The 24,452-nt window shown below is 65.5% G+C and carries 26 protein-coding genes and 1 pseudogene; 18 read left to right on the top strand and 9 right to left on the bottom strand.

Annotated elements, in window-relative coordinates; all coding sequences use genetic code 11:
• Window positions 1-125 precede the first annotated feature (125 nt).
• The 7 genes from ACLMAL_RS18940 to ACLMAL_RS18910 all read left to right on the top strand — a co-directional run bounded on the left by ACLMAL_RS18940 (window position 126) and on the right by ACLMAL_RS18910 (window position 7,045).
• A complete protein-coding gene (locus ACLMAL_RS18940; protein ID WP_412000263.1) occupies window positions 126-1,253 on the top strand; it encodes a TIGR03364 family FAD-dependent oxidoreductase in 1,128 nt (375 codons plus the stop codon).
• A gap of 8 nt (window positions 1,254-1,261) precedes the next feature.
• A complete protein-coding gene (locus ACLMAL_RS18935) occupies window positions 1,262-1,951 on the top strand; it encodes a phosphonatase-like hydrolase (protein WP_412000318.1) in 690 nt (229 codons plus the stop codon).
• A gap of 81 nt (window positions 1,952-2,032) precedes the next feature.
• Window positions 2,033-3,103 carry a 2-aminoethylphosphonate ABC transporter substrate-binding protein gene (locus ACLMAL_RS18930; protein WP_412000262.1) on the top strand — a complete coding sequence of 357 codons (1,071 nt, stop codon included), beginning with the start codon at window positions 2,033-2,035 and terminating at the stop codon, window positions 3,101-3,103.
• A gap of 25 nt (window positions 3,104-3,128) precedes the next feature.
• Entirely contained in the window at window positions 3,129-4,373 is a 1,245-nt protein-coding gene (locus tag ACLMAL_RS18925) for an ABC transporter ATP-binding protein (RefSeq protein WP_412000261.1), read from the top strand.
• Window positions 4,374-4,542: 169 nt separating this feature from the next.
• On the top strand, window positions 4,543-5,448 hold the full coding sequence (locus ACLMAL_RS18920) for a 2-aminoethylphosphonate ABC transporter permease subunit (protein ID WP_412000260.1): 906 nt from the start codon (window positions 4,543-4,545) through the stop codon (window positions 5,446-5,448).
• Window positions 5,449-5,451: 3 nt separating this feature from the next.
• The gene (locus ACLMAL_RS18915) at window positions 5,452-6,249 is read left to right on the top strand and encodes an ABC transporter permease subunit (protein WP_412000259.1); all 798 of its coding nucleotides are present in this window, start codon (window positions 5,452-5,454) and stop codon (window positions 6,247-6,249) included.
• 199 nt (window positions 6,250-6,448) lie between these two features.
• Window positions 6,449-7,045: a DUF4126 domain-containing protein gene (locus ACLMAL_RS18910; RefSeq protein ID WP_412000258.1), complete on the top strand. Its 597-nt coding sequence runs from the start codon at window positions 6,449-6,451 to the stop codon at window positions 7,043-7,045.
• Between the two features lie 255 nt (window positions 7,046-7,300).
• Here ACLMAL_RS18910 and ACLMAL_RS18905 read toward each other — a convergent pair whose 3' ends face one another.
• Window positions 7,301-7,660 (bottom strand): DUF4254 domain-containing protein, encoded by a 360-nt coding sequence (locus ACLMAL_RS18905; protein WP_412000317.1) that lies wholly within the window; start codon window positions 7,658-7,660, stop codon window positions 7,301-7,303.
• A gap of 326 nt (window positions 7,661-7,986) precedes the next feature.
• On the opposite strand from ACLMAL_RS18905, the gene ACLMAL_RS18900 reads away from it, so the two are divergent.
• Window positions 7,987-8,187: a hypothetical protein gene (locus ACLMAL_RS18900; RefSeq protein WP_412000257.1), complete on the top strand. Its 201-nt coding sequence runs from the start codon at window positions 7,987-7,989 to the stop codon at window positions 8,185-8,187.
• A 734-nt stretch (window positions 8,188-8,921) separates the two neighbouring features.
• Complete coding sequence (locus ACLMAL_RS18895) at window positions 8,922-9,308, top strand: VOC family protein (protein ID WP_412000256.1); 387 nt, start codon at window positions 8,922-8,924, stop codon at window positions 9,306-9,308.
• Window positions 9,309-9,635: 327 nt separating this feature from the next.
• Here ACLMAL_RS18895 and ACLMAL_RS18890 read toward each other — a convergent pair whose 3' ends face one another.
• Window positions 9,636-10,220 carry a hypothetical protein gene (locus ACLMAL_RS18890; protein ID WP_412000255.1) on the bottom strand — a complete coding sequence of 195 codons (585 nt, stop codon included), beginning with the start codon at window positions 10,218-10,220 and terminating at the stop codon, window positions 9,636-9,638.
• A 7-nt stretch (window positions 10,221-10,227) separates the two neighbouring features.
• Here ACLMAL_RS18890 and ACLMAL_RS18885 point away from each other — a divergent pair, with 7 nt between their 5' ends.
• Window positions 10,228-10,359 carry a hypothetical protein gene (locus ACLMAL_RS18885; protein WP_412000254.1) on the top strand — a complete coding sequence of 44 codons (132 nt, stop codon included), beginning with the start codon at window positions 10,228-10,230 and terminating at the stop codon, window positions 10,357-10,359.
• A 245-nt stretch (window positions 10,360-10,604) separates the two neighbouring features.
• Here ACLMAL_RS18885 and ACLMAL_RS18880 read toward each other — a convergent pair whose 3' ends face one another.
• Complete coding sequence (locus ACLMAL_RS18880; protein WP_412000253.1) at window positions 10,605-10,727, bottom strand: TetR-like C-terminal domain-containing protein; 123 nt, start codon at window positions 10,725-10,727, stop codon at window positions 10,605-10,607.
• 149 nt (window positions 10,728-10,876) lie between these two features.
• A pseudogene (locus ACLMAL_RS18875) lies at window positions 10,877-10,966 on the bottom strand (TetR-like C-terminal domain-containing protein); the annotation flags it as partial.
• On the opposite strand from ACLMAL_RS18875, the gene ACLMAL_RS18870 reads away from it, so the two are divergent.
• Window positions 10,937-11,686 carry an SRPBCC family protein gene (locus tag ACLMAL_RS18870; RefSeq protein WP_412000316.1) on the top strand — a complete coding sequence of 250 codons (750 nt, stop codon included), beginning with the start codon at window positions 10,937-10,939 and terminating at the stop codon, window positions 11,684-11,686. The pseudogene ACLMAL_RS18875 and the gene ACLMAL_RS18870 overlap by 30 nt on opposite strands.
• 325 nt (window positions 11,687-12,011) lie before the next feature.
• Here the strand turns inward: ACLMAL_RS18870 and ACLMAL_RS18865 are convergent, their stop codons facing one another.
• Window positions 12,012-12,467 carry a hypothetical protein gene (locus tag ACLMAL_RS18865; protein WP_412000252.1) on the bottom strand — a complete coding sequence of 152 codons (456 nt, stop codon included), beginning with the start codon at window positions 12,465-12,467 and terminating at the stop codon, window positions 12,012-12,014.
• A 673-nt stretch (window positions 12,468-13,140) separates the two neighbouring features.
• Between ACLMAL_RS18865 and ACLMAL_RS18860 the strand changes: the two genes are divergently transcribed.
• A complete protein-coding gene (locus tag ACLMAL_RS18860) occupies window positions 13,141-14,526 on the top strand; it encodes a flavin monoamine oxidase family protein (protein WP_412000251.1) in 1,386 nt (461 codons plus the stop codon).
• Window positions 14,527-14,676: 150 nt separating this feature from the next.
• On the opposite strand, the gene ACLMAL_RS18855 is transcribed toward ACLMAL_RS18860, so the two are convergent.
• Entirely contained in the window at window positions 14,677-15,111 is a 435-nt protein-coding gene (locus ACLMAL_RS18855) for a hypothetical protein (protein WP_412000250.1), read from the bottom strand.
• Window positions 15,112-15,239: 128 nt separating this feature from the next.
• On the opposite strand from ACLMAL_RS18855, the gene ACLMAL_RS18850 reads away from it, so the two are divergent.
• Both ACLMAL_RS18850 and ACLMAL_RS18845 read left to right on the top strand, forming a co-directional pair.
• Complete coding sequence (locus tag ACLMAL_RS18850) at window positions 15,240-15,869, top strand: TetR family transcriptional regulator (protein ID WP_412000249.1); 630 nt, start codon at window positions 15,240-15,242, stop codon at window positions 15,867-15,869.
• A 134-nt stretch (window positions 15,870-16,003) separates the two neighbouring features.
• Window positions 16,004-16,864, top strand: a complete 861-nt coding sequence (locus ACLMAL_RS18845) for a helix-turn-helix domain-containing protein (protein ID WP_412000248.1) — start codon at window positions 16,004-16,006, stop codon at window positions 16,862-16,864.
• Here the strand turns inward: ACLMAL_RS18845 and ACLMAL_RS18840 are convergent.
• Complete coding sequence (locus tag ACLMAL_RS18840; protein ID WP_412000247.1) at window positions 16,861-17,685, bottom strand: ABC transporter permease; 825 nt, start codon at window positions 17,683-17,685, stop codon at window positions 16,861-16,863. The genes ACLMAL_RS18845 and ACLMAL_RS18840 overlap by 4 nt on opposite strands.
• Window positions 17,682-18,503, bottom strand: a complete 822-nt coding sequence (locus tag ACLMAL_RS18835) for an ABC transporter permease (RefSeq protein WP_412000246.1) — start codon at window positions 18,501-18,503, stop codon at window positions 17,682-17,684. The genes ACLMAL_RS18840 and ACLMAL_RS18835 overlap by 4 nt, the downstream gene beginning before the upstream one ends.
• Before the next feature lie 98 nt (window positions 18,504-18,601).
• Between ACLMAL_RS18835 and ACLMAL_RS18830 the strand changes: the two genes are divergently transcribed.
• The gene (locus ACLMAL_RS18830; protein WP_412000245.1) at window positions 18,602-20,113 is read left to right on the top strand and encodes an APC family permease; all 1,512 of its coding nucleotides are present in this window, start codon (window positions 18,602-18,604) and stop codon (window positions 20,111-20,113) included.
• Entirely contained in the window at window positions 20,085-20,585 is a 501-nt protein-coding gene (locus tag ACLMAL_RS18825; protein ID WP_412000244.1) for a hypothetical protein, read from the top strand. The genes ACLMAL_RS18830 and ACLMAL_RS18825 overlap by 29 nt, the downstream gene beginning before the upstream one ends.
• Before the next feature lie 477 nt (window positions 20,586-21,062).
• Here the strand turns inward: ACLMAL_RS18825 and ACLMAL_RS18820 are convergent, their stop codons facing one another.
• On the bottom strand, window positions 21,063-22,364 hold the full coding sequence (locus ACLMAL_RS18820; RefSeq protein ID WP_412000315.1) for a TIGR03118 family protein: 1,302 nt from the start codon (window positions 22,362-22,364) through the stop codon (window positions 21,063-21,065).
• A 181-nt stretch (window positions 22,365-22,545) separates the two neighbouring features.
• Between ACLMAL_RS18820 and ACLMAL_RS18815 the strand changes: the two genes are divergently transcribed.
• Both ACLMAL_RS18815 and ACLMAL_RS18810 read left to right on the top strand, forming a co-directional pair.
• Window positions 22,546-23,043: a peroxynitrite isomerase gene (locus tag ACLMAL_RS18815; protein WP_328403916.1), complete on the top strand. Its 498-nt coding sequence runs from the start codon at window positions 22,546-22,548 to the stop codon at window positions 23,041-23,043.
• Between the two features lie 225 nt (window positions 23,044-23,268).
• Window positions 23,269-24,387, top strand: a complete 1,119-nt coding sequence (locus ACLMAL_RS18810; protein ID WP_412000243.1) for a BTAD domain-containing putative transcriptional regulator — start codon at window positions 23,269-23,271, stop codon at window positions 24,385-24,387.
• The last annotated feature ends 65 nt before the right edge of the window (window positions 24,388-24,452 follow it).

Below are 24,452 nucleotides of genomic sequence, written 5' to 3'. Positions count from 1 at the left end.
TCGACCCCCGCCACGTCCACTCCGTCCATACCGACAGCGTACCCGTGATTGGTCTATACCAATTATTAACCTAGCGTTTGCGCAAGAAACACCCATCGGTCTAGACCATTGCTCACTATGTGTCCATGCGATTGGTCATCATCGGAGGCGGAATCCTCGGCACCGCACACGCCCTGGCCGCGATCGGCCGTGGGCACGAGGTCGTGCAGTTGGAGCGGGAGCCCGAAGCCCGCGGCGCCACGGTACGAAACTTCGGTCTGGTGTGGGTCTCCGGGCGCTCGGCCACGGAGCTCGATCTCACCCTGCGGTCCCGGCAGCTGTGGGAGGAGATCGGCGGCCGGGTCCCCGGCGTCGGGTTCCGCCCCGCGGGATCGATCACGCTGGTGCGCACACCCGCGGAACTCGCCGTCGCCGAGGCCGCCGCCGCAGACCCGAGCGCGCAGGCCCGCGGCTTCGAATTGCTCGAGCCGGAGCAGGTGCGCGCAATCAACCCCGCCCTGCGCGGCAAATTCCTTGCGGGACTGCATTGTTCGACCGACGCCGCAGTGGAGTCGCGCCAGACGCTGCCCGCGCTGCGTGCGCATATGGCGGCCTCGGGCCGCTACACCTTCCACCCGGGCACCGAGGCCAGGTCGGTCACCGACACCGGTTCCGGCGCCACCGTAATCGACGACCAGGGCCGCAACCACGACGCAGATCTGGTGCTCGACTGCCCCGGCGCGGCACACTCCGGCCTGACCCGCGAACTGGTCGGGACCATCCCGGTCCGCCGCGTCCGGCTGCAGATGATGCAGACCGCGCCGCTGGGCGAGCCGCTTACCACCGCCATCGCCGACGGCGACAGCTTCAGGTACTACCCGGGATTCGCGGGCGCCGAGACCGACGCACTGAACCGGGAGCAGTCCCAGACCGCCACCGCCGCCGAGCACAAGATGCAACTGCTGTGCGTGCAGCGTCTGCACGGCGGCCTCACCATCGGCGACACCCATGAATACGAGGAGCCTTTCGCCTTCGACGTGGACGAGGCGCCCTACGAACATCTCACCGCCATCGCCGAGGAAATGCTCGGACGCAAACTGCCGCAGGTGGTTCGGCGCTGGGCCGGTGTCTACAGCCAGAGCATCGACCCCACCGCCATCGTCACCCGAGCCGAGGCCGACGAGCACATCTGGGTGATCACCGGCCCCGGCGGCCGCGGCATGACCCTCGGCCCCGTCCTCGGCGAGGAAACCGCCGACCTACTCAATTTGTGAGGAACGCTGTGCCGGACAAGAACATCCGACTGGCCGTGCTCGACATGGCAGGCACCACTGTCACCGACGGCGGCCTGGTGCTGCGCGCCTTCGACATCGCCGCCACCGCCGCGGGCATCGAAACCGAAGGCCCCGAACGGGACACAGCGCGCAAGTACGTACTCGACACCATGGGCCAGTCGAAGATCGCGGTGTTTCGCGCCCTGCTCGGCGACGAAGACCGCGCCGAGCAGGGCAACCGCGCCTTCGAGGCTGCCTACGAGGCACTGATCGACGAGGCCGACATCACACCGATTCCCGGTGCGGCCGAGGCGATCCGCGCGCTGCGCGCTGGGGGTGTGAAGGTCGCGCTCACTACGGGCTTCAGCCGCAGCACCCAGGACCGGCTACTGAATGCCCTCGGCTGGAACGACATTGCCGATCTGACCCTGGCGCCGTCCGATGCCGGGCGCGGACGCCCCTACCCCGACATGGTCCTCACCGCACTGCTGCGCCTCGGCGTCGACGCCGTCGATCAGGTTGCGGTGCTCGGCGATACGACCAGCGATATCGGCACCGGCCTCGCCGCCGGCGCCCGGATCGTGGCGGGCACCCTGACCGGCGCGCACGACGAAGACCAGCTGCGCGCCGCAGGCGCCACCCACGTGGTGGCGTCGGTCACCGAGTTCGCCGAGCTGGTGCTCGCCGACCGAACCTGATCCGTCACCCCCCACGGAGCCGAGGAAACCACCCGCCCCCTTCGACACCTCACTCGACACGAACCGAAAGTTGCAGCAATCGTGCGTACTTCGAACACACAGGGCCGCCTGACACGCACCATCTCCCGAACCGCGCTGATCATCGCGTCCGTCTCTGCTGTCGCACTCACCGCAGGATGCAGTGGCACCGGCACCGACAGCGGCGACGGCAAGACCGTCACCGTGTACTCCGCCGACGGCGTCGGCAGCTGGTACACCACCCAGTTCGCCGAATTCGAGAAGCAGACCGGCATCTCGGTCAACCTGGTCGAGGCGGGCTCCGGCGAAGTCGTCAACCGGGTGGACAAGGAACAGTCCAACCCGCAGGCCGACGTGCTCGTCACGCTGCCGCCATTCATTCAGAAGGCGAAAAGCGCTGGGCTGCTGCAGGACAGCGGTGTCGACACCACCGCGGTCGCGGCCGCCGACAAGGATCCGGAAGGCAAGTACGTCACCCTCGCGGGCAACTACTCGAGCTTCATCGCCAACCCCTCCGTGGACACCACCAACATCACCTGGGACGACCTGCTGAAGCCGGAGTACAAGGGCAAGCTGCAGTACTCGACCCCCGGCCAGGCCGGCGACGGCACCGCGGTGCTGATCCTGCTGCAGAACCTGCTCGGCAAGCAGGGTGCGCTGGACTACCTCGGCAAGCTGCAGGCCAACAATGTCGGCCCCTCGTCCTCCACGGGCAAGCTGCAAGCCAAGGTCGACAAGGGTGAGCTGGTCGTCGCCAATGGCGATGTCCAGATGAACCTGGCCAACATCAAGGACAAGGGTTCCAAGTTCACCCTCTTCTTCCCCGCCGCTGCCGACGGAAAGCGCTCCACCGTTGCCGTGCCGTACGTGATGGGCATGACCAAGGGCGCCCCGCACAAGCCCGCGGCCGAGAAGCTGATGGAGTTCCTGCTGTCGGCCGATGCGCAGAAGACGCTGCCCGATGCCTTCGCGGTGCCTGCTCGCACCGAGCTGCGCGACGCGCCCGCGACCGGCACCGGACCTTCGGCAGCCGCGACGCTCAAAGGTGTCGAGATCGTGAATGTCGATTGGAACAGGGTGCTTCGAGAACTGGACGGTGACGTTGCCACGTACCAGCAGGCCACCGGTAGCTAGTTCGCCAGAAGTGAGGAGCCGCAACATGTCCGACGGTGACGCGCCCCCGAAATCGTCCCCCATGACCACCACCGCGATCGCAACCGCACCGGCCACCGCGCCCACCGGCGGCGAACCCGCCATCGTGTTCGACCGGGTCGGGGTCAGCTACGGCCGCGGTCGCAAGACCACTGTCGCACTGACCGATTTCACACTGCGCGTCGCCGCCGGGGAGACGGTCGCGCTCCTCGGACCCAGCGGCTCGGGCAAGTCGACCGCGCTCAAGGCACTGGCCGGGTTCGTCCGGCCCACCTCGGGTGCGGTACGGCTATCCGGCCGCGACGTCACCGACCTCTCCCCCGCCAAGCGCGGGATCGGCGTCGTGGTGCAATCCTACGCACTGTTTCCGCATATGAGCGTGCACAGCAATGTCGCTTTCGGCTTGAAGTCACATCGCGTGCCGCGCAAATACATTGATGGGCGGGTAGCCGAGTCACTTGCCATGGTCGGCATGACCGCCTACGCCGAGCGCCTGCCCCGTGAGCTGTCTGGTGGCCAGCAGCAGCGCGTCGCGATCGCTCGGGCACTTGCGATCCGACCGAAGGTACTTCTGCTGGACGAACCACTGGCCGCGCTCGACGCCCAGCTGCGGCAGTCGATGCTCGGCGAGCTCCAGGAGTTGCGAAAGGCGTTGCCGGACACGGCGATGCTGTATGTCACCCATGATCAGTCCGAAGCGTTGGCGCTGGCGGATCGGATCGCGGTGATGCGCGATGCGCGGCTTGTCGATATCGACACCGCCGAGAACCTGTGGCAGCGCCCGCCCACCGGGTTCACCGCCGGCTTCCTCGGCGGCGCAAACCTGTTGCCGTGCACTGTCAATCGAGTGTCCGGCACCTCGGCTCTCGTCACCGTCGGCACGCACACGCTACGCGCCGATGCGCCGCAGCCGGGTGTCGGACGCCCCGGTTGGGCAGTGGATTCGGCTGCACTGCTGTGCATTCGGCCGCACACTGTGCAGATCGGCGCGACTTCGGAGCGCAATGCCGTGCGCGGCACTGTGGTTTCCAGCGTCTGGCGCGGCGCGCTCACGCGCGTGCATCTGACGATCGACGGACTCACCGACGAGATCAGCGTCGACGTACCCGGCCACTTCGATACCGAGGCCGCAGCGGTGCTCGGCGTCCGGTTCTCGGACCCGGCCGGCGTGCTGGTCCCACCGACACTCGGATCCGAATTCGACAGTTCCGCAACCGATTCCGTTGCTGATGTGCTGGGAGCGCAATTATGAGGGGCTGTGCGCTCCCGGACCGGCCGGTCGGCGCGCCCGCGTCCGACCCGGCCGGTGCCCCGACTCTGGCCGGACCGAGCTCGGACTCGCGACGATGCAGTGGACCGGATCTCGGACTCGCGGCGACTGCCGCCATGAACTGGGTCACCGCGGGCGTCCGGTGGCGACCATGAGCGCCTCCGCGATGCTCGAATCCCCTGCCGAGACCGTCGTCGCCACACCGTCGCCTACACAGGGGCGCACCTGGCGGCCGGTGCTCTGGAGCCTGCCGCCGCTGCTGGTGGTCCTGGTCATCGCGGTGTACCCGATCGTGCGAGTGCTCGCCGAATCGACGGTGACCCCGGAAGGCCGCGGCACGGCCGTCTGGTCGCGGGTGCTCGGCTCGGAGTCGTTCCGTGATGCGTTGTGGCGCACCATTTCCATTGCGGTCTTCTCGACGGCCGGGTGCCTGACCCTCGGCATCGTCCTGGCGATCGTGCTGGCGTTCGTCCCTTTCCCTGGTTCCACGCTGGTCGGCCGTCTGATCGACACGATCCTGACCATGCCGTCATTCCTCATCACGCTCGCCTTCACCTTCCTATACGGCACGGCGGGCGCGGTGAACGCACTTGCCACCGAGATCACCGGCCGCACCACACCGCTGCTGGACTTCCTGAGCACCCCGCTCGGGGTGATCCTCGCCGAAATCACCTTCTTCACACCGTTCGTGGTGCGACCGCTGCTGGCCGGTTTCGCCCAGCTGCCGCGCGAGCAACTGGACGTCGCTGCCAGCCTCGGTGCATCGCCATGGCGAGTGTTGCGTCAGGTGGTCATGCCCGAAGCGTGGCCCGCGGTGGCCGCGGGCGGCAGTCTCGTACTTCTGCTGACGCTCAACGAGTTCGGCATCGTGCTGTTCACCGGCGCGAAGGGCGTGACAACGCTGCCCGCCTTGATCTACACCCGCGGCATCGTGACCTTCGATCTGCCGGGCGCGGCGGTGCTCGCCACCGTGCAGGTGCTGCTGTCGCTGAGTCTGTACATCGGTTCTCGGTTGATCTTCGCCCGAGTCACCGGACCGACGAGAAAGGAGCGCTGACCCATGCTGGTGTGGACACGACGCGGACGGGCCATGGTGCTCACAGTCTTCGCACTCATCGTGCTCGTGGTGTTCCTCGCCCCGATTGCCACCGTGGCCGCCGCGGCGCTGGCCGGTAGCTGGACCGGTCCGCTGCCCTCGGATCCGGGTCTGTCGAACTTCCGGCAGGCCTTGTCCGGCCAGGAGGCGGCCAGCTTGTCGGTGAGCCTGCAGACCGCTCTGTTGGCGGGCGGACTCGCCCTGGTGCTGGGCACCTGGGCGGCGCTCGCCGCGCGCGAGGCGCCCGACTGGTGGCGAAAGTTCACCGATGCGGTGTTCCATCTACCGGTCGCGGTGCCCTCCGTCGCCATCGGTCTCGGGGTGCTGATCGCGTTCAACGAGCGGCCGCTGCTGTTGGGGGGCACCAAATGGATTGTCATCGTGGCCCATTCGGTGCTAGTGCTCGCCTACGCCTTCAGTGCCGTCACCGCGGCGCTCGATCGCCTCGATCCCGCCTACCGACAGGCCGCGGAGTCGCTCGGCGCGGGACCGTTGCGGGTGCTAGTGCTGGTGACACTGCCCTTGTTGCTCCCGGCCCTCGGCGCGGCAGCCGGTCTGGCAGTCGCCTTGTCCATGGGCGAGCTGGGCGCGACGATCATGGTCTACCCCGCAACCTGGAAGACATTGCCGGTCACCATCTTCGGGCTCACCGACCGCGGCGAGGTGTTCGACGCAGCCGCCAGCACCTGCTTGCTGCTGCTGGTGACGCTGGTCGCCTTGGTCGCCCTCGGTCGCTTGAAGGGCCGTGCCGCACTGCGCTGAGCATGAGCCGCACAGCGTTATTCCCGATCTGTACAGCGTTGAGCCCAGTCGGCACGGTGTCGAGCAGAACTGCGCGGCATCCGGGGCGGCGGTGAACTTGTCCGGCATCGAACCCCGAACGCGCAGTGTTGACCCCGAGCTGCGCGGCATCGGCCCCAGGCTGTGCGGCATCGAGCCCGAATCGCCCTACGATGACCAAGTGGAAGCACTTCCTCTGATCTTTACCGCAGGCTGGGCGAGCGGGGTCAATGCCTATGCCGTGATCTTCCTGTTGGGCATATTCGGCGCCACCGGCCTCTCCGACGACGTGCCGGAGGCGCTGCAGCGGACCGATGTGCTGATCGCCGCTGCTGTCCTGTTTCTCATCGAGGCCGTGGCCGACAAGATCCCGTACCTGGATTCCTTCTGGGACGCGCTGCACACCATCGTCCGGCCCGCATCGGGCGCCGTCGTTGCCGCGCTGCTGGCCGGCCAGGACGGCTCGCTCCCCCAGCTAGCCGCGGGCGCGGTGGGTGGAACCACCGCGTTGGTAAGCCATTTGGTCAAGGCAGGCACGCGAATGGCGATCAATACCTCGCCGGAGCCTGCGAGCAATATCGTGATGAGCGTGGTCGAGGACACCACCGTCGCCGGCATCGTCACCCTCGCCATCTTCTACCCGATCGCGGCCGCTGTCTGCGCGGGCATCCTGCTGCTGATCGGCGTGATTCTGGTGGCCTTGCTCGCCAGTAGAATCCGTCGCTACCTCGTTCGCCGCAGGCAGCGCCGAGCCGCGAGGCACGCCGCGACGGCTTGAGCACAGGCAGCACTGCAACGAGAGTGGCAGCAGCGAACACAGATCCACAGCGGGCGTGCCGCGCCAGTCGACCACGCGGCACGCCGGGCGGGGCGCCCCGTTGCGCCCGCCGTCACTGCCGGCGACATGAACATCCGAATGGACGCACTGGTCGGATGAATCGACATCCGGGACGTCGCCTTTATGTCAGTGACGCTGTTGGGGCAGTGTCACCAATTCGCTGTGTCGCAAGAACGAGACCGTTGGTCGCGCGGTTCACTGCTCGGGTAAACGGCGGCGGCCCCCGGCCACGTCGGTCACGAGATCAGTGTACCCGTCAACTAGTTCGGCTAGGTGGTACCAATGTTTATGGGTATTGTCGCTGCGCGCACCGTCGACATCGATCGCCTGGTTCGCATCCACCCAGCTGCGAGCCATCCTGTCGACCACCGCACCCAGACTCTCGGTATGCAGTGCTGCGCCGTTGCGATGCTGCGGGATCTCCTGCGCGATCCAATCATTGATGTCGTCAACGAGTTCGCCTCGACGACAATCGATTTCAAATATCAGATGCGCATCGCGCACTTGCCCGCGTCGCGCGTGCAACTCCGCGAGCGCATGCGCGGAGCGGAGCAATTCACGATCTTGGAAACGTCGTCCTTGGAAGGCACACAATATTTGCGGAGCAGTCGGCAGCACCCCTACCGTCGGCGCGCTCATCCCCATACCCCGAATTCACCCGACACCAACGCGCTTTGTACCAACATAATTGGCTCTCGATTCGGTTGTCCCGGTCATCGGATCGGTTGTTCAAAACTAGGCTAGCTGGATCATGCTCTTACAGATGCAAGAACGCAAGAGTGCGTCTGCATTGCTGCGCCTAGCGTGTGCCTACACCTTTCTGATGCCCGTATCCACAGCAGCGCAACAACTTCAACACACCCCGAACGGAGGTGGCGTCCATGGGCGCAAGCGACGTGAACCCGCTGGTCCTGCGGCAAATAACACCCCAGCGCACCCGCGCACGGAACCGTTCAACCCTGCCGATCCCGACGCTGGAACCGCCTCCGGCGAAGGCTGATCCGAGGTTCGTCTACGGCGCGCACACCCTCGACACGCCGGGACGAATCGTCGATCGGGCGATCCTCGATGTCCTCGGATGAGTATCTGGGGACCGGTTGGGCCGGCACGCCGGTAACGCTCGGATCACGCTGCACCGAGCCGAGAACGGCGCGGGGCGCGTCGGGGCGGCCGGCGGTTCCGGCTTCCGCTACAAGTACGCACCCTCGCGGACTGACTGTTGGCACCAAGTGCTCCTACACCGCCCACACCGTGTTGGACATCCTCGGGCCCACCACCCTCGACGAGATAGCCATTCAATTGCCATCTCTGCGCGCATGCGAAGACGAGGTGGTGTCGTGAACGTGTCCCTGACATCGACGCCCGCAGCGTCGGAAGCTGATATCGCGGCAGTGAAGGCGGTCCTGGATCGGTTCAACGTGACCGTCACCGATCTGGTCGCGACTCCGCAATCACGCTCACCGGCACCGACTTTCACCAAGTACACGATGAAGGTGTTCGAGGCGATGAAACCCACCCGTACCCGCGACACCTACAGCTCATACTGGCGCAAGCTCGTCAAGCATTGGCCCGATAAACGCATCGATGAACCCACCGTCACCGACTTGGAGTGGTTGGTCGACACCCCCGCCGCCGAACGCAAAATCCGCCGCAGCGACCGCGGCGGCCACGGCGTGGCCTACGCGGTTGTCAGCTCCCTGCGCTGCCTCTACAAGCACGCGGTCCGTGACGACATCATTGACCGCTTCGCCGCGCTGACAAGGAGAATCGTTGTTCGGAACAATCCCGAACAACCCGCACACGTAATGTCGCATGCATGGCCTGCAGGATCACCGAACTCGTCATCAACTGTGCCGACCCACAACGGCTGGCGGACTTCTGGTGCGAAGTCCTCGGCTACGTCGAACTCGGCTGGGAGGACGGCGCCCTGGAGATCGGCCCGCCCGGAACCGGCTTCGGCGGGCCACAGCCCACACTGGTGTTCAGCCGCGGCACCGAGCCGAAGCGCGGGAAGCTGCCGCTGCACATCGACGTGAACCCCACCGACCGCGATCAGGACGCGGAATTGGAGCGGCTGCTCGCCGCGGGTGCGCGGAAGATCGACATCGGCCAGACCGGCGCCGAAACGTGGCACGTGCTGGCCGACCCGGAGGGGAACGAATTCTGCCTGCTCCGACGCCGAGTCGAGGCGGCGGAGAGCTGAAGGGCGGTCAGCTCACGTCGTCCAGCTGATGGTCTTGGTGAACACCGCTCTTACCGAGGGACACTCGCACGCTACGGCCGGTCTCGATGTTTGGTGATGGTGAAGTTACCGTTCGAAAATCAGCCATCAGTCTATTGTGTTGCCGCACAGTCGATCTTGGACCGAGTGGCGGGTTTTGCCGCGATAAAGACTTGAACCCGCCGATCCGGAAGCACGACGATATTGCGGTGGCCGACAACTAGGCTGACAGTTGGATGTTCGCGGGTTGTCGCCTGGGATCGGCGGGCAGGGCGGGTGAGCAGCCCCGACTGGGCTGGGCTGGATTGTTCAGACGCGTTGAAATCGAGTCGGACCGAGGCGCAGATTTTCGCCTACCCATTGTTCGAGCTCGCTGAGCAGGTGTCGATGCGGCTCGTTGTCGTGGTAAACCTTGGCAATGAGATCGGCCCCGGCAGCCATGTGATGGGCAACGTCACGGACCCCGGAGTCATGGGCAGGGTCGTTTCCGACGGCGGTCAGCAACCTGTAGATCCGCAGCGCCGTAGCGTGAGCGGCTCGTCGCAGCTCGGTGGCGGCGTGATCGTCGAGGTCGGTCGGGGTCAGGAATTCATACAGCGTCTCACCACGGTCGGTGATGACATTGACGGTCCCTTCACCGGCGGCGTCGGTCAGCCACATTTCGGCGTCAGCGGCAATTTCGTAGACCAGGTCGTGCTCACGAACGCAATCAGGTCCGCGCGTGGTGGTGAGCAAGGCCAGGCTGGCTCGCCCGACCGCAAGAAAACCACTCAGTGCGTGTGCGAGCAACTGCTCGGCAGGACCGGATGAGCGGCACGGAAGTCGTTGCCCCACCATCGAAACCCAGCAGGTCAGATGCTCGGCGCCAGTGTCTGTCGCCCGGAATGGCGTCATACCCGGCATGCTACCCCGGACCTACACCGCAACCTGGCAGCAAAACGCGCTGGTGTTCCAGGATCAGCGCTCCCCGAACTCGGCGAAGAAGCCCATCACCCTCAGCAGCAGGTTCGCCATCGGCGAATCATTGCGGTGAAAGCCAGTGCCTCCTTGACGAATTCGACCCGCACGCCGGGCAACCACGGCCATCCGGACCTGGCTCGGGCCATCGCCGATACGGGTTAGCCCAGGTGCCCAGCCGACACCCCCGACGCGCCGCTGGTGACCGGACAGCGAGGCATTTCGTCGACGCCATGAGATTGCGACGTGGCAACTCGCGTGCGCGACCGAATTCGCGGCGATCACGCAGATACAGCCGCTGCGGGCGCTGCTCGGTCGCGGTCAGCGCGCCAGAAGGGTGTTCAGTTCGTCAGCGAACAGGAGGGCCGGGTCGAACTCCATTCCGGAGAAGTGGCCGGCGAGTTCGAGCGAGAGTGCGCCGTGCAATCGGGTCCAAAAAGACACGGCACGGTGCAGGGTCGCGGCCGGCACCGAGTCGCCGTTGGCCAGCGGCGGTGGTTCTCGAGGTGGGCGTCGAACGGCGTCGCTCGCCCTTCCAGGGACAGCGCAGAGAAAGCTTCGATCAGCACCGTCATGATTTCGGATGAGATCTCGGTGGTGTCCTCGGGTGCGTGGTAGCCGGGGACAGGTGTGCCGTAGATGAGGAAGTATCGCTGCGGGTCGCGCAGGGCCCAGTCCCGCACGGTGTAGGCCAGCTTGGCTACGTCGGCACCGGAGTCGAACGCTGCCCGCAGAGTGTCGGCAAGGCTTCGGTAGGCGTCGCGGATAAGTTCGGTGATCAACTCGTCGCGACCGCGGTCGCGCTGACCGCCGTCACCGCGTGCAGCGGCGACAACAACGACATCAGTAGCGGCGGAACCGGTCAGGTCACAACGACCGCCGCCCGCGCCACGGCTCCGCTGACCTGCCACGGAGCAGGCATCGACGATGCTGCTCAGATCAGGTACCGCACCGAGACCTTGATCAACGCGCCGCTGAGCACCATCTGGGAACTGCACACCGACGTGGAACACTGGCCCTCCTGGCAGCAGCCCGTCACGAGCATCAAGCGCGTGGACCAGGGACCACTGCGGGAAGGCTCGCAGTTTCAATGGACAACTCCGGCGCCCGCTACTTCCACAACCCCTGCCACCACCCTGGTCATCACTTCCTCCGTCCAGCAACTGCAGCCGAACAATTGCATCCGCTGGAGCGGTCCCGCGATCGGCGACGGACTGCGCATCGACAACGGCATCCACGTCTGGAACTTCACTGAGGTCGATGGTGGCGTCCTGGTGCGCACCGAAGAGAACTGGACCGGCGCACAGGTCGAGGCCGACGTACCCACCTCCACAGGCTTCCTCGGAACCGGGCTCGAAGCCTGGTCGAAGGACCTGAAGGCCACCGCCGAAGCCGGCCACTGAAGGTCAGGTACGCCAATGAATTCCTCTGCGCCCCATTTTGATCCACCGATTCTCGCCTAACTGGTCGTGAGGCGATGTCTGCGGTACTCGGCAACTGATATGGGTCGTCCTTGCCCGCGCGGCGCCGACCCGGATCAGGCCCGCGCGTGATCGACTGCACGACACCGTGGCCCCATCAGCGGCACGTCTCGCGGCCTCCCGCACCGTCAGGATGCGGGATCGAATCGTAGGTGTGGTTCTACGTGCCGAGCTCATCGCGCGCCACCGGCACGACCGCGCACCCTGGATCAGCACGCCAGCCAAATGGACCGGCGTGCGGGCATTTTCAGGATACGAAAGTCGCGGAGGTGACAGCGACATCGGCGGAGCTGAAATACCACCCGATCCAGTTGTCGACATCCACCTGGATCCCATGACCACTTGCCGGACCGTTGGTGATCAACCACAGCCCGTTTCCGTACCCGGTCGCCGTGCTTACGCTGCCATCCGACCATGCGAACTCGGCCGCACTGGGCGCACCGGGCGCGTTCCACGGAATGGTCACACTGAACCGTCCGGCGCCGATACCCGGGAGCAGCGAACTGACGCACTCTCGCAGGGTGGCCTCCCGCCAGATGTTCCGCCCCGCGCTACCAGTGCCGGGGATCAATCGGCCACTCATCAGGCTGCCCTGCCGACAGCCCCCACTGCCGCCGCCCGGCTGAGCCTGCCCCTGCGGCGCACCCAGCACCGATACCGCACACAGAACCGCCGCCACCAGCACGGCCCGACGAACAGACACGGCAACACCTCCCTGCGACAGGGACAGTAACCCACCACGGCGAGGCAGGACGGACGGACGCCGATGACCTCGCGACGCGCAGCACTGCTTACTTGATCAGCAGTTTAGCGGTCTCGGCGCGGACTCGTGGTTATCGTCGGATGGCCCGCCTTGGCGAAGACCTGAGCGCATCGCCCCGATCGCGAGACACTCGGCATCGGCCGTCATATGCGACACCGATGCCGGCGTGTAGTGCGAGAGCGGACGCGGATGCTCGCGGGAACTTCCAATGCTGAACTGAGATCGTCTGGACCGTTCGGCATGGACTCGGTAGACGTTTTCTGCGACGGCAGCGCGTAATTGATGCATGTCAAGAACTGATGAGTTGCTGCTCGCTCGGTGGCTCGCGATGGATGGCCACCCATATTTCTGTCCGGCGACCAACGGGACTCGAGCCGGGCGCGGATACCGGATGTCTCCGCATCATGAGGAAGCGGATGTGCACCTTGCGATGCACCCCGGTGATGCGCTCTTCGGTTAACGGTCTGTGGCACTGCGGCTTTGCTATAGAATTGCCAGATTCGAGAGTAGGCCGAATCGAAGGCGATTTCGCGCCCGTTGTGTCGAGGGTGCGGCCAGTCGTGCGCCCGGAACAGCGGCCGGGCGCAGAACTCCAACACGAGGACGGCTCTCCATGACAGACGTCGACTATTGCGTGGTTGGTGGGGGATTCGCGGGATTGACGGCCGCCCTGCGGCTGAAACAGGCGGGTCGATCGGTGGCGGTGCTGGAAGCTAGGGACCGACTCGGCGGGCGCACGTTCACCGAAGTGCGCGAGGACGGGTCCTGGATCGATCGCGGTGGCGCCTGGATAGGGCCGGGGCAGGACCGGATCTATGCATTGATGAATGAGTTCGGCGTACCGAGCTACAAGCAGTACACCGACGGTGAGGCCATGATGGTGGTCGATGGCAAGCAGTACCGCTATACGGGCACGATCCCGTGGACGATGAGCCCCTGGGCAGCGCTGAACCTCGGTGCGGTTTTTATCGAGCTGGGACGTATGTGCAAGTCCATTCCCCTCGAAGCTCCATGGACAGCGAAGAATGCCGACAAGTGGGATCAGATCACCCTGGCGCATTGGCTGGATAGCAATATTCTGTCCAAGCCCGCCCATGAGCTGCTCGAGACCGCCATCGCCGGCTGCTACACCTCGGCCGCCTCGGAGGTGTCGTTGCTCTTCGTGCTGTACCAGATGGCGTCGGGGGGTGGGCCGAGCTTCGTCCTCGGAGTCAAGGACGCGGCCGAGGATGCTCGACCCGTCGGCGGCATGGGTGCCATCTACCGGCCGATGGCTGCCGAGATCGGTGACTCGATCCACCTGTCGCAGCCGGTCCGGGACATCCATCAGGATGCCGACGGGGTGACGGTGCGCTCCGAGAAGTTGACCGTGCGCGCACGCCGGGCGATCGTGGCAGTTCCCTTGGCGATTGCAAGCCAGATCCGGTACGAACCGATGCTGCCGGTCGATCGATCGTTCCTGCATCAGCGGATGCCGAGCGGTGCGATCTTCAAGATTGCCGCCGTCTACGACGAGCCGTTCTGGCGTCGCGACGGGTTGTCGGGGCAGTCGGCCGCACCAGGATCGCCCGCAACCGTCACCATTGATGCCTGCACGGACACCGGGCGACCCGGGGTCATGTGCGTCATCACCGAGGGGCCTATCGCGCGGCAGATCGGACAACTCGACGAGGCCGAGCGGAGGGCGGCGATCCTCGATGCCCTCGCCGAGCGGTTCGGCGACACGGCCCGCTCCCCCGTCGACTACATCGAGCAGAACTGGAGTGCCGAGCGCTATTCCGGTGGCGGGATGCTCAGTCACGCACCAACCGGTGTACTTACACAGTTCGGTCATGCCCTGCGCGAACCTTGCGGGCGCATCCACTGGGCCGGAACCGAGAGCTCTGCCGTCATGTGCGGTTGGGTCGACGGAGCTATTCGCTCGGGTGAACGGGTGGCGAGCGAAGTGCTGGAACACGAAACCGTGACCGCACTCGGAGGCAGGCCAACTCATCTTTGAAAGCTGTCGGGCAGGTTTGCTCGTAGGCAGCGAGGCGTTGCTCAGCGCCGCGACGTTCACAGCGGCGCTGGTGGACCGAATCCAGGCGGGTCGATGTCGCCATGAACGGCCCGGTGGATCCCGCGGACCCACCGAGCCGTAAGGATTCCTTCAGGCGGGAGCCAATTCTTCCGAGAGCCGACTGGTGATGGTGGTCAGCACACGGGCCGCGGTGGCCAGATCCTCGGCCGAAACGACACCATAGGCACGGGAGACGATCGCACCGGATTCGGCGCGCACCTTGGCGACCAGTGCGCGCCCTGCCTCGGTGACCTCGACCCGCGCATCGGGCAATTCAGCGACAAGTCCCGTCTCGACCAGTGCGTTCAATGCCGCCTCGACCGCGGCAGGCATCCACTGCGTCATACCGGCGATGCGGACAATGTGCGCGGCCCGCTCGACGGGAGCACCCGCGGCCGCCGCCTGATTCAGAGTGATCCACCGCTTCTCGTCGAGCGTGGTGCCTGCCAGCACACGGTTCAGGATCGCTGTGTGGTGCTTCTCGACCTGGCCGATGATCGACGGGGTCAGTGTGGTTGCGGTCATGTCGAGCTCCTTGATCGGATGGTTCCTCGTTGCAACGCTATTCTGACACTGAGTTCCATTCGTGCGCAAGTCCTATATGGAACTCAGCTTGTTTCGTGTAGGAGAACCAATTGCGGTAGCATTCGAGCATGACCACGACCGGCGACCGCGCACTGCCTCTTCGCGAGCGCAAGCGACTACGCACCCGCCGCGCGCTCGCCGACGCAGCGCTGCGGTTGTTCACCGACAAAGGTTTCGACGCAACCACATTGGAGGAATTGGTCGACGAGGCCGAAGTGTCGCGCAGCACGTTCTTCCGCGCTTTTCCTGCCAAAGAAGCGGTGGCGATCGAGGCGGAAACCGAGATCTGGTCGAATTACCTTGCGGCACTGGCGGATCGCGAGTTGTCAGGCATCCTCATCAGCGATCTGCGTGATGCGCTGACCGAGGCGGCCACCACGCTCGAGCCGGACTGGGACCGTCGCTATATCGCCACTCGGCGGCTGGTCCGGACCGCGCCCGCCCTGCTCGCCTATGTGGAGTACTACCGCACCGGCGTCCAGCAGGAGGTAATCAACTGCCTGGCAAGCAAACTCGAACTGGACTCCGATGACCTGCGACTCCACATCCTCGCCGAGCTGACCACCTCCGCATGGAGCGTCGCGGGCAGGGACTGGGTCCGCAACGACGGGGAAGGCGGGCGTAAGACCCTCATCGAGCGTCTGCACGGCGCGTTCGCGGCAATACCTGCCAGCCTGGAACTGTCGGCACACGACTAGCAGGATCGGTGACGGTAAGCTCAGCCGAAATGACCACACTTTCGGTGTGGATCTGCTGGACTGGGTGGACTCTTACCAATGTGCGAACGCAGTAGTGCGTTCCGAGTAGGACGCCCGGCGAAAGGGTAGATGTCATGGCAGGCAAGCGGACGGTCCTAACTGCGGGACTGCGCCGACTCTCGGTGCTGCTGTTCGATATGCGCGAACAGTCCGGTCTCAGCAAAGAGGAAGTCAGCAGCAAGACCGGGATCAACATCACCACGCTGTACCGCATCGAGACCGCTCAGGCTCGCCCGCAGCGACGCACGCTGATGGCGATGCTCGACCTGTACGGCGTCACCGAGCAGCAGCGCGAGGACGCGCTGGAGTTGCTGTCGGACGCGCTCAAGCCCGGCATGTCGCGGCCGTACGAGGCCAGCCTGACCGACGTGTACGCCGCCTATATCAACTTCGAATCCGAGGCGCTCTCGGCCAGGCACTACCAAACCTCGTTCATCCCAGGGCTTTTGCAGACCGAGCAATACGCCATCGCGGTCATCGATACCTCCATGCCGAAGCTGGAGGCATCGGCATTGGAACGCCGCGCCAGGGCCAGGCTGGACCGGGCCGCGGTACTGACCAAGACCGATCCGCTCGAACTATGGGTGGTCCTCGACGAAGCCGCTATCCGCCGGATGGTCGGTGGACCCGAGGTCATGAACGGCCAGCTCATGCGACTGCTCGAGGAGATCAAGAAGAAGAACGTGATCTTGCAGATCCTGCCGTTCGAAGCGGGCGCGCACCCCGGCATGGCCGGATCCTTCACGCTGCTGGACTTCCCCAACCCGGCCGACCCGGAGCTGGTGTACGTGGAAGGCATCGCGGGCGACGAGCTGATCGAGGGTCACACCGAAATCCGCCGCTTCGGCGTGATCTTCGACCAGTTGCGCGCCATGGCCCTGAGCCCGCGCGACTCTATCGCCCTCATCAACGAGGCCGCGGCGCACATGCGCTAGGCGCGGCTGGCGCGCCGGTAGCCGAGCGCGGCCGGGATCGCGAACACCACGATCGCGCCGACCGACCAGGCAATGGTCGCCAGTAACGGCGTGCGCACGGGGCCGCCGAGCGACAGTCCGCGCATCGCATCGATGGCGTAGGTCATCGGTTGGTGCTCGACGATCGGTTGCGCCCACGCCGGATAGGCGGTCAGCGGCACGAACCCGGTGCAGAAGAACATCATGAGCGATGATCCCAGCGAAACCGCCTCCACCAGAGCGGCTTTCGCACTGAACACCGCTACGGCGGTAACCACCGTCGCGAACGCGAGCCCGAACAGCATCGGTACACCGAACAGCGCGAAACCGGCCGCCACCCCGCGCTCGAACCGGAACCCGAGCGCCACACCGACCGCGAACAACACCAGCGTGCACGACAGGATGCGCACGCCCTCGGCCACGATCCGTGCCGCAAGCCCCGAGGCGCGGTGCACCGGCAGCACCCAGAACCGGGCCAGCAGTCCTTGGTCTCTTTCCCTGCCGAGGGTGATGGCGCCGGCCACCGACCCCGACATCACACCGACCAGCGCGACCATCGGCACCGATCCGTACAGCGCACTGGAGCCGGCGAACGACGAAATCTGACGACCGAGAACAGTGTTGAGCATGATCAGCAGCAGCGCGGGGAAGACAAGCGACTGGACGACGGTCAGCGGATCTCGCCGCCATCGCATCAGCAGCCGTTTGGTCTGAATCATCGTCTGCGGCAGAAACAGTCGCCAGGTCTCGGTGGCGCCTGTCACCTCCGTCAAGGCCACTACCCGCGTCGGCGCGGTTGTCATACCGACCTCCGCATCGCCACGATCGTGGCCGCACCACCGAACACCACGGCAAGACCGAGCGCCCACGCCAGCGGCGGCCCGAGCGTCGACCAGTCCACCGCGCCCGCATTGGGTGTCGAGTCACCCGCCAGCGCGCGCAACCCGTTGACGAACTGCGACACCGGCTGGTTACGCGCGAAACCCTGTATCCAGGCCGGGAATTGGTAGGCGGGCGCAAAGCCCGTCGACACCATGCCGAGGATCAGCTGCGGGAGGATCAGCGCCTGGGCGGTCGCCTCCGGGCTCTTGACGAGGCTGCCGAGCAGGTCGGCGCCGAGACACAGCGCCAAGGAGATCAACAACGCGTAGCCGAGGAAACCCATTGTGTGCCACCACCCTCCATAGAATCTGAACCCGATGACATGTCCGGAGACCAGCGCCGCCGACAAAGCGATCAACGCCCGATACAGCGCCGCGGTGACCCGCGCCGCCAGCGGCGTCACCGCAGGCATCGGCATCGACCCGAACCGCTCATCGAGGCCGTCCTCGGCATCGGTGGCTGAGCGGAAGGCGGCCGAGATCGCACAGAAGGCGACCGCCTGCATCACGATCATCGGCATCAGGAACTGTGCATAGCTGCTCAGCCCGTGGCCGTAGACGGACATCACCAGATTCAGCGGCGTGTAGAAGCCGAGGGTGAACAGCGTCGGCGCCAGCACCGCGGTGAACAGTTCACCGTTGCGCCACAAGGGCCTGATCACCCGCCGAGTCAGCACCCACCACTGCGCTACCGGTGCGGTATGCGGTCGCGGCGCGCCGACCAGCCGATCGCTGCTCATCTGCACACTTCCATCGTGCGTGACACTCGTCCCTCGCGACGGCCAACACGACGCATAACCGCCGACTAATTTGCCGGCCCAACGGGTACATATCAGACATGGCCGGCACCGACGCCCAATCCGGTACGACACAGGAACCCAGTCTGAAGCGGGTGATGGGACCGGGATTGCTGCTGTTGTTCGTCGTCGGAGACATCCTCGGCACCGGGATCTACGCGCTCACCGGCAAAGTCGCGAACGAGGTCGGCGGCGCGGTGTGGGTGCCATTCCTCGTCGCCTTCCTGATCGCGCTCCTGACCGGCATGAGCTACCTGGAGCTGGTCACCAAGTATCCGCACGCCGCGGGCGCCGCGCTCTATACCCACAAGGCCTTCGGCATCCAGTTCCTCACCTTCATGGTCGCGTTCACCGTGATGAGTTCCGGAATCACCTCGGCCGCCACCGCCTCGCGCGCCTTCGCCGCAAACTTCGCCGAAGCCTTCGAACTCGACCTCGGCACCGGTATCGGCATCACCCTGATCGCGCTGGCTTTCATGGCCGTGGTCGCGGCCATCAATCTGCGTGGCGTGAGCGAGAGCGTGAAACTGAACGTCCTGCTCACCTGCGTCGAACTGACCGGACTGCTGATCGTCATCGGCATCGGACTGTGGGCCCTCGGGTTCGGCAACGGCGACTTCGGGCGCATCACCGAGTTCGAGACGGGCAACCGCACCGCACTGGGCGGCGTCATCGTGGCCACTACGCTGGCCTTCTACGCGATGGTCGGCTTCGAGGACTCGGTCAATATGGCCGAGGAGTGCAAGGAACCGAGCCGCATATTTCCAAAGGTCCTGCTCAGTGGTCTGATCATCACCGGGACGATCTATGTGCTGGTCTCGATCACGGCGGTCGCGCTGGTCCCCACCGACCAACTCGGCGCGGGCGATACTCCGCTGCTGAAGGTCGTCGAGATGGGCGCGCCCGGCTTCCCCACCGATATCTTCGCGTTCATCACAATGTTCGCGGTTGCCAATTCGGCGCTGATCAATATGTTGATGGCCAGCCGACTGCTCTACGGGATGGCCCGCCAAGGTGTGCTACCGCCTCCGCTCGGCCGCGTGCACCAACGGCGGCGAACGCCCTACATCGCCATTGCTTTCACCACCGTGCTCGCCCTCGGGCTGATCGCGTTCGTCGGCGAGGTGCCCGAACTCGGGGGCACCACAGCGCTGTTGCTGCTCGCCGTCTTCACGGTTGTCAATGTGGCGGTGCTGGTGTTGCGCCGAGACACTGTATCGCACAAGCATTTCCACACGCCCACCGCGCTGCCGGTCATCGGCGCGGTGGCCTGCGGATTCCTGGTCACCCCGTGGACCGACCGCAACCCGCAGCAGTACACGATCGCTGGCGTACTGCTCGCCATCGGCGTCGGACTGTGGGCGCTCAACCACTTTGCGATCCGGCGCCTGCACACCGAGCTCCCGGCCGAGGGCGCCCGAGGCCCGACGACGATCGAATTGTGTGACGTTCGAGTCGATCACGACAGGTCTGTCCGAAATCGTAAGATGACGACCGACCAGGGTATCGGTAATGTGAGCCGCGATGACCAGCATGGAAGCCCGATTCCGTGACGCTGCCCGGACCGTGCCCCTCCCCAGCCCATGGAACCTGTCCGCCTATCTGGCGAGTGTCGCCGCACACCGCGGCCGTTCGATCTCGCTACACCCCGCACCGGCCGGGATACTCGCGGAGACCGGCTGCCGTGGCAGCGGACTGTGGGTCGCACGCAAGCACGACGACATCATCGTTTACGACGCCGACACCTCGCAGCGCGATACCGATCACATCATCCTGCACGAGGTGGGGCACATGCTGTTCGGGCACGGCAAGGACGACTCCGATCCCACAACACCGCTGCCACCGACCCTGGCCACGCTACTGCCCTCGCTGTCGCCGGTATCGATTCGGCATATCCTCGGCCACAGCGACTTCGGCGCCGAACGCGAACGTGACGCAGAGGTGTTCGCGGATATGACAATGGTGTACGCCACGCTGCCACAGCGAAAGAATCGGTCTTTCCGGCTGTTCGGCGGCAACCGCTGAGCGGCGGCCTCGCCAACGTCACCCACAGATCGATCGACCGCACCAACTTCGCCCGCCGCCGCTCGAGCTTGTCCATCTCGGACACCGGCGTCCGCTCACGAATCTCGTGTAGCTGAGCCAACTCTCCGGCCGCGTCCAACATCTGATGGTCGTCATGCGGCAGCCCACGGCACGCTGCGATCAGCCGATCCCGACCGGGGAGCGTCCGATCACTGTCCGGAAATCCCATCACGGCCTCCTGCCGACACCGAACCACGGCACTGCCGGGACACTCGGCAGCAACGCCTAACCCGCACCTCCCGACCACACGCCACCCCCGATAGTCCTCCCCCATCGCCTGTACCCGTACCGAACTGAACACCATGGCAAACATTGAGTAACTCACGTCACCGCGTCCAGTTCGCCGAAGCTTTGAGCGGATGGCCCGGTACGACAAAGGCGGCTCCCGTCCATGGTCGGGAGCCGCCTTGTAGTGGGCTACTTCAGGCGGAGTTTGCCGAAGAGGCCGTCTTTTTCGTCGTCGGGGCCTGCCGTGAAGTACAGGGAGTTGGCATCACCGAGGCTTTCACCGTTGCCGAACATCAGGGCCCACAGACCCTCGATTTCGACGGGCTTGCCGGTGGCGTCGCGCAGGTAGTCGACGAACTTGCCGGTGGTGTCGTCGTAGGCGAGGACGTGGCCCGCGCCGCCGAAATTGCCGACGAGGAGCTTACCGCTGAGCGGGCCGAAGTCCGCGGGGGCCACGGTGACGGCCCACGGGGCGTTGAGGCGGCTGCCGTCGTCGAGGATGCGGACCAGCTTGCCGGTCTCGTCGAACTCGGCGACCTTACCCTTGGCCGGCTTGCCCTTGGCGTCCTTCTCCTGGTCCTTGTCGAGCGAATCCTCTTCGCCCGCATCGAATTTGGTCGCGTCCTGCTCGTCGGGCTTGGTGGCGGCGTAGGAGACGAACACCCGCTTGCCGACGGTGGTTACATTGAACGGGGCCGGGTCGCCCGGCTTGGCCTTCTTGCCCTGGTCGGGGGCGGCCGGGTTGATCTGGTCGCCGGTGGCGAACGGGTTGGCGAAACCTACGGTCGGGATCAGCTGCCAGTTCTGGTCGAACGTGCGCACCTGCGGGTCGGCGCCGAAGTCGGCGGCGAGCAGCTTGTCACCGGAGGGTGTGAGCGCGATGCCGAAGAACTGCATGCCCTGCGGCTGGCCGTCGAACATCAGGTTGGCCGGGCCATCGGCTCGGATGATCTGGCCCTCCGGGCCGAGTTCGGTCCAGGCCGCGATCTTGCCGGAGTCGGTGGCGAAGATGAACCGCGACGAACCGGTCAGCAGCTGCGGTGCGCCGTCCACCTCGACCGGCTGGTCGCGCACGACGAACAGATCGGAGGTGATCGGAGCGCCGTTGAAGACGACACCGGTGGTCTTGCCGATGCTGTTGTCGGAAGTGTCGGAATCCGCGCCGGGAATGGTGACGATCTTGAGCGGATCCTGGAACAGCTTCTGCACTTTGGGGTCCGAGGATACGGTCACATCGCCGACGAACTGGAACGATTTACCGCCGCCACCGACCCAGAAGTGACCGCCCGCGCCCTTCGGGCGGTCGGCAAGCCCCCACGCGTTCACCATGTCGGAGAAGGTGAACTCGGCCTTGTACTCGGCGTTGTTGGCGGCCAGGTTCGTCTGCGTGTAGTGATTGCCATCGAGGGCAGGCACTTCGTCGTTCGACTTCGAATCCGAGCATGCGGCCGCGACGACCAGCGCGGCGCCGAGTACGGATACGCGCAACAGACCTTCACGGGTCCGCGATCGCCACGCACCGTTTCGGCGCAATTCACTCCAGCGTCTGTTCAACTTATTGTCCTTTCAGCCGCACGCCACCCTCTTGGCGATTAGGCGATGCTAACCTTAGCCTGACGGAATTTGGGGAGTATCGGAACACCCCGCCATTCGCAGGTTTAGGCTGTCCGCCGTGGTCGAACCCCAAACCCCCGTCGCCCCTCATCCCGATATCGCACCATTGGCCCCGCTACTCGGCACATGGCGCGGCCCGGGGCACGGTGAATATCCGACCATCGAGCCGTTCGACTATGTGGAGGAAATCAAATTCGGCCACCTCGGCCGGCCATTCCTCACCTATCGCCAACGCACCCGCTCCGCCGACGGCAGCAGGCCGATGCACGCCGAAACCGGTTATCTGCGCTGTCCGCAACCGGACCGGGTGGAGTTGATCCTCGCCCACCCGACCGGCATCACCGAAATCTGCGAGGGCGCGCTGTCGGTTACCGACGGCGAGGTACACATAGAACTGGACTCGACGAGCATCGGCCGTAGCAGCACCGCGAAACTCGTGACCGCGCTCGGCCGCTCGATCCGGCTGTCCGGTGACACCATCGACTACACGCTGCGGATGGCCGCCGTCGGCCAAGACTTCCAGCACCACCTGGCCGCAACGCTGCACCGGGCCTGAGGCGCGGTCCGGTTCCGGGTGACATGCGGCCGCGGGTCGATCACGGAACGCTGCCCGCTTCAATACTTAACATGATTGGCACACAACAGATTTCGGATGCACGAGGACCGTTTCCGGGTCAATGCGTATGCTGGGACCGATCGCACGGCGCTCGATGCGTGCGAAACAGCTTCGCGCACTGAGTGATTCGGAGGGGAGAACGTGGCGGCTGCGGGTATCGGACGAGTGACACTCGATCTACGGGTGCTCGGACCGGTGCGCCTGCTCGTCGACGGTCGCGCGATTGCGCTACGCGGCGCCAAACTCCGCGCCCTGCTCGCAATGCTGGTCATCAATCGGCGCAAGGCCGTGGCGAAAACAACTCTGGCCAAGGGAATTTGGGGCGAAGGTCCACCGAGCCGGTCGGTCGAAGGCCTCTACGCCTACGTGTCGAATCTGCGCGCCATACTGCGCGGAGCCGGGGTGGACGACCGCACCGTCTTGCGCACGGCCGGCGACGGATACCTACTCGACATCAGCGAAGACCAGTGTGATGTCGGCCGATTCGAACGCGCGCGCAACCAAGGGACGCTGGCCCTCGGCACCGGTGACCTGGAGACCGCGGCGCAGTTTTTCGCTCGCGCGCTGTCGGAATGGAGCGGCGAAGCCGTCGCCGGACTGCGCGTGCTGCGCTTCGCCGACAATTTCGCCACCGATATGGACGAGCGCAGACTGAATGCGATGGCCGACCGCCTCGACGCCGACATCGGTTGCGGGCGTGAGGGCGCGATCCTGGGCGAGCTCGCCGCGCTGACCGCCGAACACGCCGTGAACGAACGACTATGGCGGCTATTGATCACCGCGCTGTACCGCAGCGGGCGCCAGGCCGACGCGCTGGCCGCTTGTCTGCGCATTCGCCGCAATCTCGCCGACCAGCAGGGTATCGACCCCGACCCGAAAACGGTCGCGCTGGAGGAGGCGGTCCGCAGCCAGCAGGCACTGCCGACGCTCCCCTCGTCGCCTGGCGCGACGACCCGGGACCTGCCCGATCTCCGCCGCCAGGCGTGGCTGCGGGTCGGTGACGACGAGCCGATCGCCGTCCCGGCAGCGGGGCTGCGCATCGGCCGCGATCCGGACAACGACATCGTGCTCGACGACTCGTGGGTCAGCCGCAAGCACGCACGCATCCTGGCCAGGCCGGACGGCATGTTCATCAGGGACCGGGATTCGGCCAACGGGGTTTACCTGAACGGTTCCCCGATCGGCGCCGACACCGCCCTCTCCGACGGCGATGTGATCAGGATCGGATCCACCATGATCCAGTACGAGATGCCCGACCGCAGGACCCCGAAACCACCTCGATAAATGTGAGCTCCGGCACATATCAAGCCCTGATGTGGGGCCGGGCCACAGCTATCGGTGTCGGCCAA

This window comes from Nocardia sp. CWNU-33 (assembly GCF_046764895.1).
Taxonomy (GTDB): Bacteria; Actinomycetota; Actinomycetes; order Mycobacteriales; family Mycobacteriaceae; genus Nocardia.
This window is presented reverse-complemented; position numbering and strand designations above follow the sequence as displayed.

Excerpts from the sequence above, each read along its gene's own strand:
- ACLMAL_RS18845 (WP_412000248.1), top strand. The coding sequence starts at position 16,004 with ATGGCAGGCAAGCGGACGGTCCTAACTGCGGGACTGCGCCGACTCTCG.
- ACLMAL_RS18840 (WP_412000247.1), bottom strand. The coding sequence starts at position 17,685 with ATGACAACCGCGCCGACGCGGGTAGTGGCCTTGACGGAGGTGACAGGC.
- ACLMAL_RS18860 (WP_412000251.1), top strand. The coding sequence starts at position 13,141 with ATGACAGACGTCGACTATTGCGTGGTTGGTGGGGGATTCGCGGGATTG.
- ACLMAL_RS18890 (WP_412000255.1), bottom strand. The coding sequence starts at position 10,220 with ATGACGCCATTCCGGGCGACAGACACTGGCGCCGAGCATCTGACCTGC.
- ACLMAL_RS18830 (WP_412000245.1), top strand. The coding sequence starts at position 18,602 with ATGGCCGGCACCGACGCCCAATCCGGTACGACACAGGAACCCAGTCTG.
- ACLMAL_RS18885 (WP_412000254.1), top strand. The coding sequence starts at position 10,228 with ATGCTACCCCGGACCTACACCGCAACCTGGCAGCAAAACGCGCTGGTG.
- ACLMAL_RS18825 (WP_412000244.1), top strand. The coding sequence starts at position 20,085 with ATGACCAGCATGGAAGCCCGATTCCGTGACGCTGCCCGGACCGTGCCC.
- ACLMAL_RS18900 (WP_412000257.1), top strand. The coding sequence starts at position 7,987 with ATGGGCGCAAGCGACGTGAACCCGCTGGTCCTGCGGCAAATAACACCC.
- ACLMAL_RS18915 (WP_412000259.1), top strand. The coding sequence starts at position 5,452 with ATGCTGGTGTGGACACGACGCGGACGGGCCATGGTGCTCACAGTCTTC.
- ACLMAL_RS18925 (WP_412000261.1), top strand. The coding sequence starts at position 3,129 with ATGTCCGACGGTGACGCGCCCCCGAAATCGTCCCCCATGACCACCACC.
- ACLMAL_RS18855 (WP_412000250.1), bottom strand. The coding sequence starts at position 15,111 with ATGACCGCAACCACACTGACCCCGTCGATCATCGGCCAGGTCGAGAAG.
- ACLMAL_RS18920 (WP_412000260.1), top strand. The coding sequence starts at position 4,543 with ATGAGCGCCTCCGCGATGCTCGAATCCCCTGCCGAGACCGTCGTCGCC.
- ACLMAL_RS18895 (WP_412000256.1), top strand. The coding sequence starts at position 8,922 with ATGGCCTGCAGGATCACCGAACTCGTCATCAACTGTGCCGACCCACAA.
- ACLMAL_RS18835 (WP_412000246.1), bottom strand. The coding sequence starts at position 18,503 with ATGAGCAGCGATCGGCTGGTCGGCGCGCCGCGACCGCATACCGCACCG.
- ACLMAL_RS18850 (WP_412000249.1), top strand. The coding sequence starts at position 15,240 with ATGACCACGACCGGCGACCGCGCACTGCCTCTTCGCGAGCGCAAGCGA.
- ACLMAL_RS18940 (WP_412000263.1), top strand. The coding sequence starts at position 126 with ATGCGATTGGTCATCATCGGAGGCGGAATCCTCGGCACCGCACACGCC.